The 18,785-nt window shown below is 74.1% G+C and carries 19 protein-coding genes; 9 read left to right on the top strand and 10 right to left on the bottom strand.

Annotated features, from left to right (window positions below; all coding sequences use genetic code 11):
- Positions 1 to 5: 5 nt before the first annotated feature.
- Positions 6 to 962 carry an ATP-binding cassette domain-containing protein gene (locus tag ACWEPX_RS22295; protein ID WP_451899144.1) on the bottom strand — a complete coding sequence of 319 codons (957 nt, stop codon included), beginning with the start codon at positions 960 to 962 and terminating at the stop codon, positions 6 to 8.
- Positions 959 to 2,101, bottom strand: coding sequence for a glycosyltransferase (locus ACWEPX_RS22290; RefSeq protein WP_451899143.1), 1,143 nt, complete (start codon positions 2,099 to 2,101; stop codon positions 959 to 961). The genes ACWEPX_RS22295 and ACWEPX_RS22290 overlap by 4 nt, the downstream gene beginning before the upstream one ends.
- 170 nt (positions 2,102 to 2,271) lie before the next feature.
- Between ACWEPX_RS22290 and ACWEPX_RS22285 the strand changes: the two genes are divergently transcribed.
- Genes ACWEPX_RS22285 through ACWEPX_RS22250 form a run of 8 tightly spaced genes read left to right on the top strand, consistent with a single transcriptional unit; the run spans position 2,272 to position 8,963 of the window.
- A complete protein-coding gene (locus ACWEPX_RS22285; RefSeq protein WP_451899142.1) occupies positions 2,272 to 3,627 on the top strand; it encodes a condensation domain-containing protein in 1,356 nt (451 codons plus the stop codon).
- Positions 3,624 to 4,544, top strand: a complete 921-nt coding sequence (locus tag ACWEPX_RS22280) for a 3-oxoacyl-[acyl-carrier-protein] synthase III C-terminal domain-containing protein (RefSeq protein WP_451899141.1) — start codon at positions 3,624 to 3,626, stop codon at positions 4,542 to 4,544. Before ACWEPX_RS22285 ends, ACWEPX_RS22280 begins: the two co-directional genes overlap by 4 nt.
- A gap of 15 nt (positions 4,545 to 4,559) precedes the next feature.
- The gene (locus ACWEPX_RS22275; RefSeq protein ID WP_451899140.1) at positions 4,560 to 4,832 is read left to right on the top strand and encodes a phosphopantetheine-binding protein; all 273 of its coding nucleotides are present in this window, start codon (positions 4,560 to 4,562) and stop codon (positions 4,830 to 4,832) included.
- Positions 4,832 to 5,611 carry a hypothetical protein gene (locus ACWEPX_RS22270; RefSeq protein ID WP_451899139.1) on the top strand — a complete coding sequence of 260 codons (780 nt, stop codon included), beginning with the start codon at positions 4,832 to 4,834 and terminating at the stop codon, positions 5,609 to 5,611. Before ACWEPX_RS22275 ends, ACWEPX_RS22270 begins: the two co-directional genes overlap by 1 nt.
- Positions 5,608 to 6,150 carry a 4'-phosphopantetheinyl transferase family protein gene (locus ACWEPX_RS22265; protein ID WP_451899138.1) on the top strand — a complete coding sequence of 181 codons (543 nt, stop codon included), beginning with the start codon at positions 5,608 to 5,610 and terminating at the stop codon, positions 6,148 to 6,150. Before ACWEPX_RS22270 ends, ACWEPX_RS22265 begins: the two co-directional genes overlap by 4 nt.
- Positions 6,144 to 6,986 (top strand): hypothetical protein, encoded by an 843-nt coding sequence (locus ACWEPX_RS22260; protein ID WP_451899137.1) that lies wholly within the window; start codon positions 6,144 to 6,146, stop codon positions 6,984 to 6,986. The genes ACWEPX_RS22265 and ACWEPX_RS22260 overlap by 7 nt, the downstream gene beginning before the upstream one ends.
- Complete coding sequence (locus tag ACWEPX_RS22255; protein WP_451899136.1) at positions 6,983 to 7,975, top strand: thiamine pyrophosphate-dependent dehydrogenase E1 component subunit alpha; 993 nt, start codon at positions 6,983 to 6,985, stop codon at positions 7,973 to 7,975. The genes ACWEPX_RS22260 and ACWEPX_RS22255 overlap by 4 nt, the downstream gene beginning before the upstream one ends.
- Before the next feature lie 13 nt (positions 7,976 to 7,988).
- Positions 7,989 to 8,963, top strand: coding sequence for an alpha-ketoacid dehydrogenase subunit beta (locus ACWEPX_RS22250; protein WP_451899135.1), 975 nt, complete (start codon positions 7,989 to 7,991; stop codon positions 8,961 to 8,963).
- Here the strand turns inward: ACWEPX_RS22250 and ACWEPX_RS22245 are convergent, their stop codons facing one another.
- Complete coding sequence (locus ACWEPX_RS22245; protein ID WP_451899134.1) at positions 8,964 to 9,917, bottom strand: TIGR03557 family F420-dependent LLM class oxidoreductase; 954 nt, start codon at positions 9,915 to 9,917, stop codon at positions 8,964 to 8,966.
- Positions 9,918 to 9,977: 60 nt separating this feature from the next.
- Here ACWEPX_RS22245 and ACWEPX_RS22240 point away from each other — a divergent pair, with 60 nt between their 5' ends.
- Positions 9,978 to 10,544, top strand: a complete 567-nt coding sequence (locus ACWEPX_RS22240) for an iron transporter (protein WP_451899133.1) — start codon at positions 9,978 to 9,980, stop codon at positions 10,542 to 10,544.
- A 4-nt stretch (positions 10,545 to 10,548) separates the two neighbouring features.
- Here ACWEPX_RS22240 and ACWEPX_RS22235 read toward each other — a convergent pair whose 3' ends face one another.
- The 7 genes from ACWEPX_RS22235 to pstS are packed head-to-tail and all read right to left on the bottom strand — an operon-like array spanning position 10,549 to position 18,539.
- Positions 10,549 to 13,023: an ATP-binding protein gene (locus ACWEPX_RS22235; RefSeq protein ID WP_451899132.1), complete on the bottom strand. Its 2,475-nt coding sequence runs from the start codon at positions 13,021 to 13,023 to the stop codon at positions 10,549 to 10,551.
- 4 nt (positions 13,024 to 13,027) lie between these two features.
- The gene (locus ACWEPX_RS22230) at positions 13,028 to 13,552 is read right to left on the bottom strand and encodes a potassium-transporting ATPase subunit C (RefSeq protein ID WP_451899131.1); all 525 of its coding nucleotides are present in this window, start codon (positions 13,550 to 13,552) and stop codon (positions 13,028 to 13,030) included.
- On the bottom strand, positions 13,549 to 15,510 hold the full coding sequence (gene kdpB, locus ACWEPX_RS22225) for a potassium-transporting ATPase subunit KdpB (RefSeq protein ID WP_451899130.1): 1,962 nt from the start codon (positions 15,508 to 15,510) through the stop codon (positions 13,549 to 13,551). The genes ACWEPX_RS22230 and kdpB overlap by 4 nt, the downstream gene beginning before the upstream one ends.
- Positions 15,507 to 17,117 carry a potassium-transporting ATPase subunit KdpA gene (gene kdpA, locus ACWEPX_RS22220; RefSeq protein ID WP_451899129.1) on the bottom strand — a complete coding sequence of 537 codons (1,611 nt, stop codon included), beginning with the start codon at positions 17,115 to 17,117 and terminating at the stop codon, positions 15,507 to 15,509. Before kdpA ends, kdpB begins: the two co-directional genes overlap by 4 nt.
- The gene (gene kdpF, locus ACWEPX_RS22215; RefSeq protein WP_451899128.1) at positions 17,117 to 17,206 is read right to left on the bottom strand and encodes a K(+)-transporting ATPase subunit F; all 90 of its coding nucleotides are present in this window, start codon (positions 17,204 to 17,206) and stop codon (positions 17,117 to 17,119) included. The genes kdpA and kdpF overlap by 1 nt, the downstream gene beginning before the upstream one ends.
- Entirely contained in the window at positions 17,203 to 17,361 is a 159-nt protein-coding gene (locus ACWEPX_RS22210; RefSeq protein ID WP_451899127.1) for a hypothetical protein, read from the bottom strand. The genes kdpF and ACWEPX_RS22210 overlap by 4 nt, the downstream gene beginning before the upstream one ends.
- Before the next feature lie 56 nt (positions 17,362 to 17,417).
- On the bottom strand, positions 17,418 to 18,539 hold the full coding sequence (gene pstS, locus ACWEPX_RS22205; protein ID WP_451899126.1) for a phosphate ABC transporter substrate-binding protein PstS: 1,122 nt from the start codon (positions 18,537 to 18,539) through the stop codon (positions 17,418 to 17,420).
- Positions 18,540 to 18,785: the final 246 nt, after the last annotated feature.

Genomic DNA, 18,785 nt, shown 5'->3' with positions numbered 1-18,785 from the left:
TCCTCCTACTTCTCGCGCAGCGAGCGGCCGGTCTTGGTCAGGAACACGTCGTCGAGGCTGGGCCGGTGCAGTTCGAGGCCGTCGAAGGCGATGTCCTCGCCGTCGAGGACGCGCAGGATCTGCGGCATCGCCGTCACCCCGTCGTCGACGTACACGCGCAGCACGCCGCCCTCGCCGACCTCCAGCTTGCGCACGTAGGGGCGCCCGTCGAGCAGCTCGGCGGCCCGCGGGCCCGAGCCGTTGAGGCCGACGGTGACCACGTCGCCCGCGACCTGGTGCTTCAGCTCCGCCGACGTCCCGCCCGCGACGACCTCGCCGTGGTCGACGATGGCGATGCGGTCGCAGAGGGCGTCGGCCTCGTCGAGGTAGTGGGTGGTCAGGAAGACGGTCATGCCCTCGTCGCGCAGCCTGCGCACCTCGTCCCACAGGTGGGCGCGGGACTGCGGGTCCAGGCCGGTGGTGGGCTCGTCCAGGAACATGACCTTGGGCGAGTGGATGATCCCCATGGCGATGTCGACGCGCCTGCGCTGGCCGCCGGAGAGCGTGCGGCACGGGCGGTCGGCGAAGTCGGCCAGCTCGAACGCCGCGAGCGCCTGCTCGGTGCGGGCGATGGCCTCGGCCTTGCCGATGCCGTACATGCGGGCCTGGAGCACCAGCTCCTCGCGCGGGCTCACCTCGTCGGTGGTGGTGCCGCCCTGGGCGACGTAGCCCACCCTGGTCCGCACGGTGGCGGGCTCGCGGCGCAGGTCGGCCCCGGCGATGACCGCCCGGCCGCCGTCGGGTTCCAGCAGCGTGCACAGCATGCGCAGGGTGGTGGTCTTGCCCGCGCCGTTGGGCCCGAGGAAGCCGAAGATCTCCCCCTCGGCGACGTCGAGATCGATGCTGCGCACGGCCTCGACCGTGCGCTGCTTGGCGCCCTTGCCCACGGTGAACGCCTTGCGCAGGCCGGATGTCTCGATCATCGGGTGCTCTCCATCAGTCGGACCAGGTGGGCGGCCGCCGCCCGCGCGCCGCCCGCGGCGGCGAAGTCGTCGGCCACCCGGGCGGCCGCGCTGCGGTAGGCGGGGTCGCCGAGGACGGTGGTGATGGCCTTGCGCAGGTCGTCGGGGGTGCTGGCGGCGAAGTCGACCACCACGCCCGCCCCGGCCGCGGCCACCGCGGCGGCGTTGATCGGCTGGTCGTGGCGGATCGGGGCGACCACGAGCGGGACGGCGTGCGCCAGGGACTCGCAGACGGTGTTGAGGCCGCCGTGGGTGACCACGGCCGACAGGTGCGGGAGCAGGCGCAGCAGGGGGACGCGCGGGGTGACGAGCACGTGCGGCGGCGGGTCGGGCAGGGTGCCGTCGGGCGCCACGATGATCCCGGTGAGGTGCTCCAGCGGGGCCAGGGCGGCCAGGGCGGTGTGCAGGAAGCCCGCGGCCACGTCGTCGGCCAGGGTGCCGACGGAGACCAGGACGGCCTTTCCGGTGAGCCGCTCGACCGGGAAGTCCGGCTGGTTGGGCCGCTCGGCCAGCAGCGGGCCGACCAGCGCGAAGTGCTCCGGCAGCGGCCCGGTGAGCGCGCCGCTGGTGGCGGCGACGACCAGGTGCGGGGAGAACCGCAGGTCGCGGTACTCCGCGGCGGGCAGCCCGGCGTGTGCCCACAGGCCGGTCAGGTGCTCGGCGAACCAGGGCTCCAGCTCGGGCACCGGGTGGCCCAGCTCCATCGAGGTGGCCGCCAGCGTCGCCCAGGGCAGGCCGTGCCGGTGGGCGGCGATGGCCCCGGCCGGGCACTGCTGGTCCACCACCAGCACGTCCGGGCGGTAGTCGCGCACGGCCCGCTCCACCGCGGGCAGGCTGAACCGGGCGAACGGCACGATGAAGCGCTCCCACACCGTCCGGATCGCCGCCTCGCCGTGCCCGGCCTGCGGGCGGAACAGCCGCGACCCGGTCGGGTGCACGACCGCGTCCGGGCCGAGCAGGGGCCGCAGGTGCAGCTCCGGGCCGCACCAGGCGACGTCGTGGCCCGCGGCGGCCAGCGCCTGGGCGGCGCCGAGCGCCGGGTTGACGTGGCCTGCCAGCGGCGGCACGACGAACAGGAACCGGCCCGGGGAATGGGTCATCACGAGCCCTCTCCTAAAGTGACTCGTGCGCAACGTACCGCGCCCGCGCTGCGGCCGTCACGACCCATTCCGGAATTGGTCGGACCGGCACTTTCCAAAGCGCCGTTGACACACCATCCCCCGCCTGCTGACATTGCGTCGAGCACGCATTTGCCCGGCGGGGAGAGCGCATGGTGGAGAAGATCCTCGTCGATTTCCGGGGGCCGGGCGCCGGGGTCGGGCCGCTCACCTGGGGCCAGCGCACGGTGTGGCGGGTGGTGCCGGTGACCGGCAGGCTGCCCACTCTCGGCGGGGTCATCCCGCTCGCGCCGGGCACCACCGTCGAGCAGGCCGCCGCCGTGCTGCGCTACGTCATGTCCCGCCACCCGTCGCTGCGCACGCGGCTGGTGTTCGACGACCCGGAGGCCGAGCCGCGCCAGCAGGTGCACGGGTCCGGGGAGGTCGAGCTGGCGCTGGTGCCCGCCGACGGCGACCCCGCCGCGACCGCCGAGCGGATCAGGGCCGAGTTCGAGGACGTCCCGTTCGACCCCGCCGACGAGTGGCCGGTGCGGATGGCGCTGGTCATGGCCGACGGCGCGCCCACGCACTCGGTCGCCGTCTACAACCACATCGCCCTCGACGCCCACGGCCTCGACGCGCTGATCGCCGATCTGTCCAACATGGACCCCGAGACCGGCGCGGCCCGCACGCCGCCGCCGGGCGTGCCGCCGCTGGAGCTGGCCGCCTGGCAGCGCACCCCGGCCGCCGAGCGGCAGACCGCGGCCGTGCTGCGCTACTGGGAGCGCGTGCTGCGCACGGTGTCGCCGCGGCGGCTGGACGGGGCGGGCGACGAGACCAGGTCGCCGCGCTGGCGGACGCTGGAGTACACCTCCCCCGCCGCGCTGCGCTCGATGCGGGTCATCGCCGCGCGCGTGGGCATCGAGACCTCGCCGGTGCTGATGGCCGGGTACGCCGCCGCGCTGGCCCGCACCATCGGCAACAACCCCGTCGCGCTCCAGATGGCGGTGAGCAATCGGTTCCGCCAGGCGCTGACGACCTCGGTGTGCGCGATGGCCCAGACCTGCCCGCTCCTGGTCGACATCGGGGGCATCCCGTTCGACGAGGCCGTCCGCCGGGCCAAGCGGGCCACGATGGTCACCTACAAGCACGCCTACTACGACCCGAACCGCCGCGCGGCGATGGTCAAGGCGGTCAAGGCGGACCTGGGCAACGACGTCGAGCTGGACTGCTACTTCAACGACCGCCGCCCACCCAACCGCACCGAGGTCTTCCCGGACCCGCCGCGCCCCGCGGACATCATCGCCGCGCGCCCGGCCGCGTCCTGCACGTGGACGGGGGCCACCGACGTGGACAGCCCGATGCTCTACCTCGACGTGGACGAGGAGCCCGACGCCCTGCGGTTCACCCTCTCCGGCGACACCCACCGCGCCTCGCCGGAGGAGCTGGTCGGCCTGGCCGCCGAGATCGAGGCCGTGCTGGTGGAAGCCGCGCTCGACCCGGCCGCGCCGACCGGGGTGCCCGCATGACGGCGCTGGCCGCGGTCGGCGCGCACGTGCCCAAGCGCGCGGTGCCCATCGACGAGCTGCCGCTGGGGCTGACCGAGCGGCAGCTCAAGCTGTTCCGCCGCTTCCACGGCCTGGACGAGGTGCGGCTGTCCGACGGCTCCCCGCTGGACCTGCTCCTCGACGCCGCCCGCAGCGTGGCGGGGTTGCGCGGCAGCGAGCACCGGGTGCGGTACGTCGTGCACGCCCGCAGCATGCCGGTGGCCGTGCCCTACCCCGACAACCCGCTGCACGACCTGTGCCGGGCGATCGGGCTGGAGCACGCCGTGGCCTTCACCATCACCCACCAGGCGTGCGCGACCGGCCTGCTGGCGATCGACGCCGCGGGCAGGCTGCTGGCCGACGACGAGCCGGACGCGCTGGCCCTGGTGCTCGCCGGGGAGAAGACGTTCACCCCGGACGCCCGGCTGGTCCCGGAGACCGCGGTGTTCGGCGAGGCGGCGGGCGCGGCGCTGGTGAGCGCGGCGGGCAGCACCGACCGGCTGCTGTCCTACGCAGTGGACGTGCGCGGCGACTTCGACGGGCGCATCGCGGTCGACCGCGAGCTGGCCGTGCGGTTCCAGAAGGAGTACCCCGAGCTGCTGGCGAACGTCCTGCTGACCGCGGTCGAGCGCGCGGGCCTGGCGCTGGGCGACATCGAGGTGCTGCTGCCGCACAACGTCAACGCGGTGTCGTGGCGGCGGGTCTGCGGGCGGATCGGGTTCCCCGTCGAGCGGGTGGTGCTGGACAACGTGCCGGTCACCGGGCACAGCTTCGCCGCCGACCCGTTCGTCAACCACCGCACCGCGGTCGAGCGCGGCCTGCTGCGCCCGGGCGCCCCCTACCTCGTCGGCGCCGCGGGCGTCGGCGCGACGTTCTCGGCGATGGTCTTCCGGCACTGAAGGGACGCATGAGCCATGCACTCCACCGAATCCGACCTCCGCGAGCGGGTCATGGCGGGGATCGGCGAGCTGCTGCCGCGGGTGCTCAAGCGCGACATCGCGCCCCCGGACGGGTCCACCCGGCTCTTCGCCGACCTCGGCCTCAGCTCGGCGAGCACGCTGGAGCTGCTGCTGGAGCTGGAGGACAGCCTCGACATCCAGATCGACGTCGAGGAGATCGACCAGTCCGACCTGGACTCCGTCGGCACCCTCGCCGACTACATCGCCACCCACACGGTGGCCGGCTAGTGCTGGCCACGGCGGGCGCGGCCGAGCAGCGGCCCATGCGGCTGACCGGGGCGGTCGGCCGCGTCTTCGCCGAGACCTCGCCCACCGCGCTGGACCCCGCGCTGCGCCCGTACCTGGCCGACCTCGTGGCCCCGCACGGCAACGCGCTGCGGGAGGACCTGCTGGACGCGGGCGCCGGGCACTCCTTCGGCGAGATGGCCGAGGCGCTGCTGCCCGCCGCCGTCGCCCCGGACGAGCCGGTGGACCTGCTGGTCCTCGCCTACGCCCTGCACGACCTGCGGCTGGGCCGGGCGACGGCGTGCTACCTCAGCTCCCGCTGCCCGGGCGCGCCGATGGCCTTCGCCGTCTGCGACCAGGGCCGCGCCGCGCCGTTCACCGCGCTGCGGCTGATCCAGGCGTACTCGGGGGTGTGCGCGCGGGCGCTGCTGGTCGTGGTCGAGCAGTCGGCCCTGCACTACGTGCCGCGCGGGGACGCGCCGGTGCCGGACCAGCACACGGCGGTCGTGCTGCGGTTCGAGGCGGGTGAGGGCCCGGGGGTGCGGACGCGGGTGTCGCGCTCCGCCGAGCTGGCGTTGTCCGGCGACGCGGTGATCGTCGGCGCAACGCTGGCCGAGCGGGCGCCCGGCCACGCCGTCGTCGCTGAGGCGGGCCGCCCGTTCACCGGCCCGTGGTGGGAACTGTCCCAGCGCGAGCGCAGCGGCCGGGTGGTGGTCGCCGACCACGAGCCCGCCCTCGGCTACACCTGTGAGGCGGCAATCGAATGCGGGGTGCCCGCGTGACCATTGTGGACGTTTGGCTGCTCACCACCGCGGGCGCGGACCCGCGGGCCACCACCCGTGCCGCTGCCCGGGCGATCGCGGCTCGGGCCGCAGGTATCGCGCCGGAGGACGTGCGGTGGCGGATCGGGCCGCACGGGAAGCCGGACGCGGAGCACGTGCGGGTGAGCTGGTCGCGGTCGGGGCGCTACGCCCTGGTCGCCTGCACCGACGCCCGGGCCGTCGGGGTGGATCTGCAGGTGGTGGACGTCGCCGCGCCCGTGCGGACCGCCCGGCGGTTCTTCGCCGCGGTGGAGGCGCGGCGGGTCGCGGCGCGGCCCGGGGACTACACGCGGCTGCTCGTCCGGAAGGAGGCGTGGGTGAAGGCCGAAGGCGGTCGCCTGTTCCCGCGCCTGCGCACCCCGGTGCTCGACCCGGTGGTCGGCGGGTGCCGCCTGCACGACCTGCCCGCCCCACCCGGCTACGCCGCCGCCGTCGCGCTGGCCGGGACCGCCGACTTCCAGGTGCGCGCGCACCGCTGGCCCGAGGAGGACCCGTGCTGAGACCCGACTACTTACCCATCCCGACCGAGGCGCCGGGGGTGGTGCTGGCCCCGCCCGAGTTCGAGCGCGTCGTCGGCCTGCTGCGGTCGGGCGTGGCCGCGCTCGCCGACGACGAGGGCTTCCACCGCCTGGCCGTGCCGCCGGTCATCGCCCGGGCGACGATCGAACGCGCGGGCTACCACCAGAGCTTCCCGCAGCTGCTCGGCACCGTGCACGGCTTCCGCGGCACGCCGGCCGACTGGGCGCGGCTGAGCGCCGACGGGCCGTGGCACGCCGAGCAGCGCATCGGCGACCTCGTGCTGCTGCCCGCCGCGTGCTACCCGGTGTACGCCACGCTGACCGGCACCGACTTGACCACCCCGGCCCGGGTCGCGGTGGAGGCGCCCTGCTTCCGCCAGGAGGCCACCAGCGAGCCGGGGCGGCTGCGGTCGTTCCGCATGCTGGAGCTGGTCACCGCGGGCGATGACGAGCACTGCCTGAAGTGGCGGGCGCGCTGGCTGGACCGGGTGGCCGCCTGGTTCGACGCGCTCGGCCTGCGGGCGCGCGTCGAGGTGGCCGACGACCCGTTCTTCGGTCCGGCCAAGAAGTTCTACCAGGCCGCCCAGCGCAAGCAGGAGCTGAAGCTGGAGCTGCGCGTCGAGGTGGCAGGCGGGACGGTGCAGGCAGTGGCCTCGGCCAACTACCACAAGGACCACTTCGGGACCGCGTTCGGCTTCACCGCGGGCGGCGCGCCGGGGCACACCGCGTGCATGGCCTTCGGCCTGGAGCGGCTGGCGATGGCGCTGCTGCACGCGCACGGCCCGGCCGCCGCCGACGTGCTGGCCCAGCAGGGGTGAGCGCGGTGGGGGCGGGCACGGCGGCGAGCACAGTGGACAGTGCGGCGCTGTACCGGATGATCCGGTACATCCGGCGGTTCGAGGAGCGGGCGGTCGAGCTGGTGAAGGCCGGTGAGATCGTCAGCGGCATCCACCCGTGCATCGGGCAGGAGGCGGTGTCGGCGGGGGCCTGCGCGTGCCTGGGGCCCGACGACGTGGTGTTCTCCAGCCACCGCGGCCACGGGCACCTGCTGGCCAAGGGCTGCGACCCGGCCCGGGTGATGGCCGAGATGGCGGGCCGGGTGACCGGGATCGCCAAGGCGCGCGGCGGCTCCTTCCACCCGTCGGACTTCAGCGCGAACGTCTACAACGCCACCGGGACCGTCGGGCACGGCGTCGCCATCGCGGCGGGCACGGCGTGGGCGCTGCGCGGCACCGGGCGGGTGGTGATGAGCTTCTTCGGCGACGGCGCGGTCAGCCAGGGCGCGCTGCTGGAGGGCTTCAACCTGGCCGGGCTGTGGCGGCTTCCGGTGGTCTACATCTGCGAGAACAACCGCTACGCCACCACCCTCCCGGTCGACACCGCGGTGGCGGGCACCATCACCGGGCGCGGCGCGGCGTTCGGCCTGCCGTCGTCCTCAGTGGACGGCCAGGACGCGGAGGTAGTGCAGGCGGCCGTGGCCGAGGCGGTGGCGCGGGCGCGGGCGGGCGGCGGCCCCTCGCTGCTGGAGATGCGCACGTACCGCTACCACGGGCATCACACGTTCGAGCTGAAGACCCGGCTCAAGTACCGCGACCCGGCCGAGGTCGCAGCCTGGCAGGAGCGCGACCCGCTGGACATCCAGGCCGCGCGCGTGCCCGCCGCCGAGCGCGGGCGCATCGACGCCGAGGTCGAGGCCGAGCTCGACGCCGTGGTCCGCTTCGCGGTGGACAGCCCCAAGCCCAGCCCGCTCGACGCGCTGGACCACATGTACGCCAGCGGTATGCGCCCGCGCGCGGGCGTGGTGTGAGGAGGCCCCCGCGATGCCCAAGCTGTCCTACCTCAAGGCCCTGAACCGGGCGCTGGCCGACGAGATGGCCCGCGACGAGTCGGTGTTCGTGCTCGGCGAGGACATGAACTTCGCGCTGACCAACGTCACCGCGGGCTTCCTCGACCGGTTCGGGCCCGAGCGGGTGCTGGAGATGCCGCTGTCGGAGCAGGGCTTCACCAACTTCGCCACCGGCGCCGCGCTGGCGGGCAGGCGGCCGGTGGTCGAGTTCCAGATCCCGTTCCTGCTGCTGCTGGTGTTCGAGCAGATCACCAACCAGGCGAACAAGTTCCTGCTGATGAGCGGCGGTCAGCGCAGCGTGCCGGTGACCTATCTGATGCCCGCGGCGGGCTGGCGGGCGGGCTGGGGCGCCCAGCACTCCGACCAGCCGTACAGCCTCTTCGCCCACATGGGGGTCAAGACGGTCCTGCCCGCGACCCCGACCGACGCCTACGGCCTGCTCACCACCGCGATCCGCGACGACGACCCGGTGGTGTTCTTCGGCCCGCTGGCGTCCCTGGGCGTGCGCGAGGACGTCGAGTACGCCGACCTGGCACCCATCCCGCTGGGCGTCGGGCGGGTCCACCGACCGGGCACGGACGTCACCGTCGTGGCGGTGGGGCATCTGGTGCACGACGCCATCGCGGTCGCCGACGAGCTGGCCGGGGAGGTGTCGGTGGAGGTGTTCGACCCGCGCTCGGTGTACCCGTTCGACTGGGCGGGGCTGGCCGAGTCGGTGGCGCGCACGGGCAGGCTCGTGGTCGCCGACGACGCCAACCGGTTCAGCGGCCTGGGCGCGGAGATCCTGGCCACCGCGGCCGAGGAGTTCACCCTGGTCGCGCCGCCGAGGCGGGTGACGCGGCCGGACGGGGCGATCGTCGGCGCGGCACCGGAGCTGGACCTCGCCCTGCAGCCGACCCGCGAGCAGATCACCGCCGCCGTCCGGGCGGTGCTCAAGGACCGCGGCTGATCAGCGCAGCGCGGGCAGAACCTCCTTGGCCCAGAACTGGAAGAACTGCTCCTGGTCCGGGCCGATCTGCTGGACGTGCAGCTCGTCGAACCCGGCGTCGATGAAGGCGCGGGCGGCGTCGATGTGGCGCTGCGGGTCGGGACCGCAGGCGAACTGCTTGCCCACCCCGTCCTTGCCGACCAGGCCGACCGCGTCGGCGAAGTCGCGCGGGCGCGGCAGGGTCTGGCCGAGCTGGCCCGGCAGCAGCTCGCTGGCCCACAGCCGGTGCGCGGTGTCGATGGCCGCCTCCTCGGTCTCGGCCCAGCAGACCTTCATCCCGCCCTGCACCGGCTTGTCGCCGCCACCGGACTCGCGGAAGACGCGCACGAGGTCGGCGTCGGGCATGGCGGTGCAGAAGCCGTCGCCGATGCGCCCGGCCAGCTGGGTGGCCTGCGGGCCGAAGCCGGAGACGTAGATCGGGACCGGGTGCTCGGGCAGGGTGTGGACGCGGGCGTCCTGGACCTCGTAGAACTCGCCGTGGAAGCTGACCTGCTCGCCGCCGTGCAGCAGCCGGATCACCTCGACGGCCTCCTCCAGCATCGCCATGCGCACCCCGGCCGAGGGCCACGGGTCGCCGAGGATGTGCTCGTTGAGCGCCTCCCCGGTGCCCACGCCGAGCACGAAGCGGCCACCGTGCTGCACCGCCGCGGTCGCCGCGGCCTGGGCGATGATCGCCGGGTGGATGCGCGTCGTCGGGCAGGTCACGGCGGTGGCGACCGGCAGCGACACCGCCTCCGACAGCGCGCCGATCACCGACCACACGAACGGGCTGCTGCCCTGCTCGTCGGTCCACGGGTGGTAGTGGTCGGAGATCCACAGCCGCTCGAAGCCCGCGTCCTCGGCCATCCTGGCCTGGCGGACCAGCTCCCGGGGCCCGAACTCCTCGCACGACAGGAAGTACCCCACGCTCGTCATGGCCCCCGGTTACCCGACCCCGGCGGCGGGTAACCCGCCGCGGTGAGCAGGACACCCCCGATGGAACCCAGCAACGAGGCGCAGCCGGAGCAGCTCGAAGTCGCCAAGGCCGAGGGCGCTGCCTACCACCGCGCCCTGGCGGCGATGCGCGAGGAGTCCGGCGCGGTCCTCCAGCGCGCGGGCGACTACCTCGTCGCCCTGGTGCAGGAGGACGCCGAAGGCATGTACGCCCTGCGCGACGGCCGCCTGGAGTGGGACGAGGCCCCGACCGACGCCAACGGCCACCTGGAGATCGCCGTAGCCGACGCCGCCGACGGCCGCTTCATCCCCGGCCTGGACGTCGAGGTCCGGGTGACCCGCGGCGCGGAAGTCGTCCTCGACACCCACCTCCCGTTCCTCTGGCACCCCTACCTCTACCACTACGGCACCAACTTCACGATGCCGTCCGAAGGCCCCTACGACATCCACGTCCACATCGCTCCCCCAACCTTCATGCGCCACGACCCGATCAACGGCAAGCGCTACGAACACCCGGTAGACCTCGACTTCCAGGCGATCCCGTTCACACCGGGCCGCAAACCCAGCCCCGAAGCCAGCCCCCGGGCGGCGGGCACGCCAGCGGAGTGAGCTTTCACCGCGCTGGCAAGGAGATCACGATGGTGAGGCCGCCGCCGGGGGTGTCCTCGGCGGTGATGGTCCCGCCCATCGCGTCGATGAAGCCCTTGGCGACGCTGAGGCCGAGGCCGATTCCGGTGGTGGGGTCGCGGTCGCCGTAGCGTTGGAAGGGGGTGAAGACGGTGGTGGCGGCTTGTTTGGGGAGGCCGGGGCCGTGGTCGACGATGCGGAGTTCAACGTGGTCGCCGTGGGTGCTGGCGCGCAGGGAGATGGGGGTGGCGGCGTGGCGCAGCGCGTTGTCCACGACGTTGGCGATGACGCGCTCCAGCAGGCCCGGGTCGGCCAGGACCTGGGGTAGGCGCTCGTCCACGTCGACGGCGATCCGGCCGTGGTCGTCGATGGCGGACAGGGCTTGGGCGACCACCTCCTCGTAGCCGACGGGGCGGAGTTGGGGGGTGACCGCGCCCGCGGCCAGGCGGGAGGAGTCCAGGAGGTTGGCGACCAGGGCGGCCAGGCGGTCGGTGGACTCCTCGACGGTGGCCATCAGCTCGGCGCGGTCGGCCGCGGAGAGCTCGATGTCGGGGGCGCGCAGGCTGCCGATGGCGGCCTTGATCGACGTCAGCGGGGTGCGCAGGTCGTGGCCGACGGCGGAGAGCAGGGCCGTGCGCAGCTCGGTCGTGGCCGCGCGGCGCTGGGCGGCGGCGGTCTCGGCGGCCATGCGCTGCTGCCGCAGCGCCAGCAGCGCCTGCCCCGCGGCCGCCTCCAGCACCCGCTGGTCCCCCGCGGGCAGCGACCGCCCGCCCAGCACCAGGTGCACGTCCTCGGTGACGGGCACCCGCACCTCCGCCGCGCCCCGCGCGGGCTCGCCCGCCCAGGCCACCCGCTCCCAGCGCCCGCCCCTGCGCTCCACCAGGGCGACCGCGTCCAGCGCGAAGTGCTCGCGGACCTTGGTCAGCAGCCGGTCCAGCGGGTTCGGGCTCAGCACCGCGCGGGCGTAGGAGGCCAGCAGCGCGGCCTCGGTGCGGGCGCGGGCGGCCTGCTGGGCCAGCCGGGCCGCGCGGTCGACCACCAGGGCCACCAGCACGGCGACGAGCACCATCACGACCAGGGACACCACGCCCCGCGGCGCGGCGACGGACAGGCTGCGGAAGGGCTCGATGAAGTAGTAGTTCTGCAAGCCCGCGCCCAGGATCGCCGCCACCAGGCCCGGCCCCAGCCCGCCGACCAGCGCGACCGCCACCGTGGCCAGCACGAACCCGAGCTGCTCGGTCGACGGCTCGATCCGGTCGCCGAGCAGCAGCCCGCCCGCCGCGCACAGCGTGGGCAGCAGCACCGCCAGCAGCCACCCCACGACCAGCCGCGACCGCGGGAAGGAGGCGGGCCGCGGCCCGCGCGGCCCGCGGCCCGCCTCGTCGTGGGTGACCATGTGCACGTCGATCGGCCCCGACTCCTGGATCACCGCCGCGCCGATGCCCTCGTCGAACACCCGGGCCAGGCGCGGGCGGCGGGAGGTGCCCAGGACCAGCTGGGTGGCGTTGGCGCCGCGGGCGAAGTCCAGCAGGGCGGTGGGCACATCGTCGCCGACGACGGTGTGGAAGGTCGCGCCGAGGTCCTCGGCGGTCCGGCGGCAGCGCGCGGCGTGCTCGGGGGACACCCCGGCCAGGCCGTCGCCGCGCAGGACGTGGACGACCAGCAGGTCGGCGCCCGCCCGCACGGCGATGCGCCGCGCCCTGCGGATCAGCGTCTCGCTCTCCGGTCCGCCGGTGACCGCCGCGACGACCCGCTCCCGCGCCTCCCACGTGTCGGTGATCTCCTGCTCGGACCGGTAGCGCTGCAGGGCGACGTCGACCTGGTCGGCCACCCACAGCAGGGCCAGCTCCCGCAGCGCGGTGAGGTTGCCGACGCGGAAGTAGTTGCCCAGCGCGGCATCGATCTTGTCCGCGGCGTAGACGTTGCCGTGGGCCAGCCGCCGCCGCAGCGCCTGCGGGGTGATGTCGACCAGCTCGACCTGCTCGGCGCGGCGCACCACCTCGTCCGGCACGGTCTCGCGCTGCTGGATGCCGGTGATGCGCTCCACCACGTCGTTGAGCGACTCCAGGTGCTGGACGTTCACCGTCGACAGCACGTCGATGCCCGCCTCCAGCAGCTCGTCGACGTCCTGCCAGCGCTTGGCGTTGCGCGAGCCGGGCGCGTTGGTGTGGGCCAGCTCGTCCACGACGGCCACCTCGGGGGCGCGGGCCAGCACCGCGTCCACGTCCATCTCGGGCAGGTCTACACCCCGGTGCCCGCGCCAGGCCCGCGGCAGCACCTCCAAGCCGTCGAGCAGCTCGGCGGTCCTGGCCCGGCCGTGCGTCTCGACGTAGCCGACGACGATGTCGGTGCCGCGCTCCCGGCGCCGGTGCGCCTCGCCCAGCATGGCGAAGGTCTTGCCGACGCCGGGCGCGGCCCCGAGGTAGATGCGCAGCTCACCGCGCCTGCGTGTGCCGTCCACGCCCTCAGTCTCCCCCGGCCAGCGCCCGGTTGACCGCGGTCGTGTTCACCCCCGCGGGACCGAGGAACCCGCCCTCGGTGTGCTCGGCGACCAGCTCGCGCACCCGCTGCTCGGGCAGCCCGTTGGCCTCGGCCACCCGCGGCACCTGCAGCTCGGCGTAGGCGGGGCTGATGTGCGGGTCCAGCCCGGAGGCCGACGCGGTGACCGCGTCCTGGGGCACCCGCCCCGGGTCGACGCCCTCCCGCCGGGCGACCTCGGCCCGCCGCTGGGCCACCACCGCGTCGTACTCGGCGTTGCGCTCGCCCTTGTTGGACCCGCCGGAGGCGGGCGGGGTCGCCGCCGACGGCCGGGGGTGGAACCACCGGTCGCCGTCGCGGGGCACGGCGACCAGGGTGGTGTCCACCGCCTCGGCGCGGGCGTGCAGGCCGGGCAGGCGGCTGACCGCCCACACCGCGCCTGGGTACAGCAGCCCGGTGATCACCGTGAGCACGAGCAGGGCCCGCAGCCCCGCCATCGCCTGCCTGGTCATGCCGCCATCCCCGGGACGAGCCGAACCACCTGGTCGATGAGCCAGATCCCGGCGAACGGCGTGAGCACGCCGCCGACGCCGTAGACCAGCAGGTTGCGCCGCAGCAGCGCCGACGCGCTCGCGGGCCGGTAGCGCACGCCGCGCAGGGCCAGCGGGATCAGCGCCACGATGATGAGCGCGTTGAACACCACCGCGGACAGGATCGCCGACTGCGGCGACCCCAGCCGCATGATGTCGAGCGCGCCCAGCTGCGGGTAGATGGCGGCGAACATCGCGGGCAGGATCGCGAAGTACTTCGCCAGGTCGTTGGCCACCGAGAAGGTGGTCAGCGCGCCCCGGGTGATCAGCAGCTGCTTGCCGATCCCCACGATCTCGATGAGCTTGGTCGGGTCGGAGTCGAGGTCGACCATGTTGCCCGCCTCCTTGGCCGCCGACGTGCCGGTGTTCATGGCGACGCCGACGTCGGAGCGGGCCAGCGCGGGCGCGTCGTTGGCCCCGTCGCCCGCCATCGCGACCAGCCTGCCGCCCTCCTGCTCGGCCCGGATCACCGCCAGCTTGTCCTCCGGGGTGGCCTCGGCGAGGAAGTCGTCCACCCCGGCCTCTGCGGCGATGGCCTGCGCGGTGCGCGGGTTGTCCCCGGTGACCATGACCGTGCGGATGCCCATCGCGCGCAGCTCCGCGAAGCGCTCGCGGATGCCGGGTTTGACCACGTCGGTGAGCCGGATGACGCCGAGCACCACCTCGTCGACGGCCACGGCCAGCGGCGTGCCGCCCGCCTCGGCGATCTCGGCGACGACCCGGGCCGCCTGCGCCGAGAGCGCGAAGCCGCTCGCCGCGCCCTTGCGCACGCGCCTGCCGTCGAGGTCGACCCCGCTCATCCGGGTCTGGGCGGAGAACGGCACGAACCGCGCCGCCTTCTCGTGGGCGTCGGCGGCCTCGGGCAGGCCGTGGCGCTCGGCGCAGAGCTGGAGGACGCTGCGGCCCTCGGGGGTGCCGTCGGCCAGGCTGGCGAGCCGGGCGGCCGCGGCGAGCGCGGCCTCGTCGGCGCCGTCGACCGGGATCAGCTCGGTGGCGCGGCGGTTGCCCCAGGTGATGGTGCCGGTCTTGTCCAGCAGCAGCGTGTCGACGTCGCCCGCGGCCTCGACGGCCCGTCCGGACTTGGCCAGCACGTTGCGCCGCACGAGCCGGTCCATGCCTGCGATGCCGATGGCGGGCAGCAGCGCGCCGATCGTCGTCGGGATCAGGCAGACCAGCAGCGCGGTCAGCACGATCACCGACTGCTCGCCGCCGGAGTAGACGGCGAACGGCTGCAGGGCGACCACGGCGAGCAGGAAGACGATCGTCAGGGCGGCCAGCAGGGTGGTCAGCGCGATCTCGTTGGGCGTCTTCTGCCGCCGCGCGCCCTCGACCAGCGCGATCATCCGGTCGACGAAGGTCTCCCCCGGCCTGCTGGTGATCCGCACGACGATCCGGTCGGACAGCACCGTGGTGCCGCCGGTGACCGCGCACCGGTCGCCGCCGGACTCGCGCACGACCGGGGCGGACTCGCCGGTGATCGCCGACTCGTCCACCGTGGCGATGCCCTCGACCACGTCGCCGTCGCCGGGGATCACCTCGCCCGCCTCGACCACGACCCGGTCCCCGAGGCGCAGGTCGGTGCCCGCCACCCGCTCCTCCCCGCCGTCGGCGCGCAGCCTGCGGGCCACGGCGTCGCGCCTGGTCCTGCGCAGCGCGTCGGCCTGGGCCTTGCCGCGGCCCTCGGCGACGGTCTCGGCGACGGCGGCGAACAGGACGGTGAACCACAGCCACGCCGCCACGGCGACGGCGAACGGGCTCGGGTCGGCCACCGCGAACGCGGTGACCAGCAGCGACCCGACCCACACGACGAACAGGACGGGGTTGCGCACCTGGTGGCGGGGGTGGAGCTTGCGCAGCGCCCCCGGGATGGACTTGATCACTGGAGGGCCTCCGCGATGGGCCCGAGGGCCAGGGCTGGGACGAAGGTGAGCGCCGCGACCAGCACGATCGTGCCGCCGAGCAGCGTGGCGAACAGCGGGCCGGTCGTGCGCAGCGTGCCCGCGGTGACCGGGACCTTCCGCTGGGCGGCGAGGGCGCCCGCGAGCGCGAGCACCGCGATGATCGGCACGAACCGGCCGATGAGCATGCACACGCCCAGCGACGACTGGAACCAGTCGCTGGTGGCCGTCAGGCCCGCGAAGGCGCTGCCGTTGTTGTTCGACGCCGAGGCGTAGGCGTACAGGACCTCGGTGAGGCCGTGCGCGCCCGGGTCGTTCACCGCGCCCGCGGTGCTGGGCAGCGCCGCGGTGGCGCCCGCACCGACCAGCGTGGCCGCGGGCATGGCGAGGATGGCCAGCGCGGCGGCGGTCACCTCGCGGCGCCCGAGCTTCTTGCCCAGGTACTCCGGGGTGCGCCCAACCATCAGCCCGGCGAGGAACAGGGCGATGACGGCCATCACCAGGATGCTGTAGACGCCGGTCCCGACGCCGCCGGGGGTCAGCTCGCCGAACAGCATGTTGAGCAGGGCCGCGCCGCCGCCCAGGCCGGTGAAGCTGTCGTGCATGGCGTTGACCGCGCCGGTCGAGGTGCCCGTGGTGGCGTTGGCCCACAGCACCGACAGCGGGACGCCGAAGCGGACCTCCTTGCCCTCCATCGGGCGCAGGCCGCCCGCCTCGGCCCACCACATGACCGCGAGCATCGCCGTCCAGATGACGCCCATGACGGCGAGCAGGACGCGGCCCTGCGCCCGGTCGCCGACGAGCGTGCCGAACGTGCGGGTCAGCGAGACCGGGATGACCAGGATCAGGAACAGCTCGACCAGGTTCGACCAGGCGTTGGGGTTCTCGAACGGGTGCGCGGAGTTGGCGTTGAACACCCCGCCGCCGTTGGTGCCCAGCTCCTTGATCGCCTCCTGGCTGGCCGTGGGGGCCTGGGCGAAGCCCTGCCCGTCGACCATCACGCCCGCCTTGAAGCTCATCGTGACCCCGGTGACGACCAGCACGATGGCGAAGGCGAAGGCGATCGGCAGCAGCACGCGGACGGTGCCGCGCACGAGGTCGACCCAGAAGTTGCCGATGCGGTCGGTCCGGGCGCGCACGAACCCGCGCACCAGCGCCATCGCCACGGACAGGCCGACGGCGGCGGAGACGAAGTTCTGCACCGTCAGTCCCGCCAGCTGCACGGTGTGGCCGAGGACGGTCTCGGGCACGTAGGACTGCCAGTTGGTGTTGGTCACGAAGCTGGCGGCGGTGTTGAAGGCCATCCCGGGCGGCACCGCGCCGCGGTCGAAGTGCAGGGGCAGCAGGGGTTGCAGCCGCTGCATGAGGTAGAGCAGGGCGACGCCCGCGAAGGAGAACCCGAGCACGCCGAAGGCGTAGGAGCCCCACCGCTGCTCGGCCGCCGGGTCGACCCGGACGAGCCGGTAGATGGCGCGTTCCGCCTTGAGGTGGTGCGTGCTGGTGTAGACGCGGGCCAGGTAGTCGCCGAACGGGCGGTGCACCGCGGCCAAGGCGATGCCGAGCAGGGCGAGCTGGACTAAGCCGGACATCAGAACTTCTCCGGCTTCACCAGCGCGACGACCAGGTAGATGAGCAGCAGCAGCGCGACGGCGCCGCCGATGGCGTTGGCGGCGCTCACGACCGCTCCAGTCCGCGCACGATGAGCGCCAGCACCGCGAACACCCCGACCACCAGCACCGCATAGGCCAGATCGGCCATCACAGCGTCCCTTTCCCCCCGCCGCACGGTGCGGCAGGACCACCCGATCGTGTGGGTGACGGGACGGTCGGCCAAGGGCTCCTGACGGCCTCTTGACGCTGGCGGCCGCGGCCTTTACCCGGCCTTGAGGCTCACCCGATCGCGGCGATGGCCGCCAGCAGGCGGGTCTGGAAGCGCTGCGGGAGCGGGACGTACCCGGCGTCGGTCATGCCCGCCTGGCCCGCGGTCGCGGCGGTGTTGAGGAACGCCTTGACGGCCTTGGCGGTCTCGGGGTCGTAGCCCTGGGAGCAGACGAGCTCGTAGGTGACCAGGACCAGCGGGTAGGCGCCGGGGGCATCGCCCGCGTAGAGCGCGTCGAGGTCGATGACCAGGTCGTGCCCCTCCCCCTTGACCTGCGCGGCGTCGATGGCCCGCCCGGCGGACTCCACGCTCAGCTCCACCGGCCCCGACCCGCTGTCGATCTTGGCCATGCGCAGCCCCTTGTCCTGCGCGAACGACCACTCCACGTACCCGATGGCCCCCCGGCTGGCCGCCACCGCCTCCGCAACCCCGGGCGACCCCTGCCCACCCTGTCCGACCCCGCCGACGAACGTCTTCCCCGCGCCCTTGGTCCACGCGCCGTCGGAGGCGGCGGTGAGGTACCGCTGGAAGTTGTCGGTCGTGCCGGACTCGTCAGCGCGGTAGACGACGGTGATCGGAATGTCGGGCAGGTCGGTGCCCTGGTTGAGGGCGGCGATGGCCGGGTCGTCCCAGCGGGTGATCGCCCCGCTGAAGATCCGCGCGAGCACCTCGCCGTTGAGGGTGAGGTCGGTCAGCCCATCCACCTGGAAGACCACCGCGACCGGCCCGAACACCAGCGGGAGGTTCCACGCGGCATTCCCCCGGCACCGCCGCTGCGCGTCCTCGACCTCCCCCTTCCCGGCGTTGAGGGCCGAGTCACTCCCCCCGATGTCGACGATCCCGGAGACGAACTGCTTGACCCCCGCGCCGGACCCGGAGGCGGTGTAGGACATCTGCTGCCCGGGGCACGCCTGGGTGTAGGCCGCGATGAAGACGTCCATCGCCCCCTTCTGGGCGGTCGACCCCTCCCCGGTCAGCGCCTGCGTCCCCCCGCACTCCACCGGCACGGTCGCCGTGGGCGCAGGCACCCCACCCCCACCCCCGATCGACCACCGAACGGTGTTGACATCGCTGCCGCAACCCCCCACTAGGGCCACCGCAGCGATCCCAGCAACCACCCGCTTGATCCTCACAACCCCACCCTCCATCACCACCTGCAAATCGCACGATAGATGAACAACAGCCCTCTCACCGGACCCGGGGTCGCCCCTGTGGCTGGCCGCTTCGCCCCATGTGGGAGGGGTGGGCGGTGGTGGAGGGGGCGGGGGGTTAGGGGCGGATCGGGGTCGGGCGGGGAGGGGCGGGCTGCTCGACCGAGTGGCGGCGGAGAGGCACGGAGGCGGCGGGGAGGAGCACGGGCGGTAGTGGAAGGGGGCGAG

Source organism: Actinokineospora sp. NPDC004072 (genome assembly GCF_053604195.1).
The sequence above is the reverse complement of the archived record's forward strand: the minus strand, read 5'-3'. Positions and strand labels throughout refer to the sequence as shown.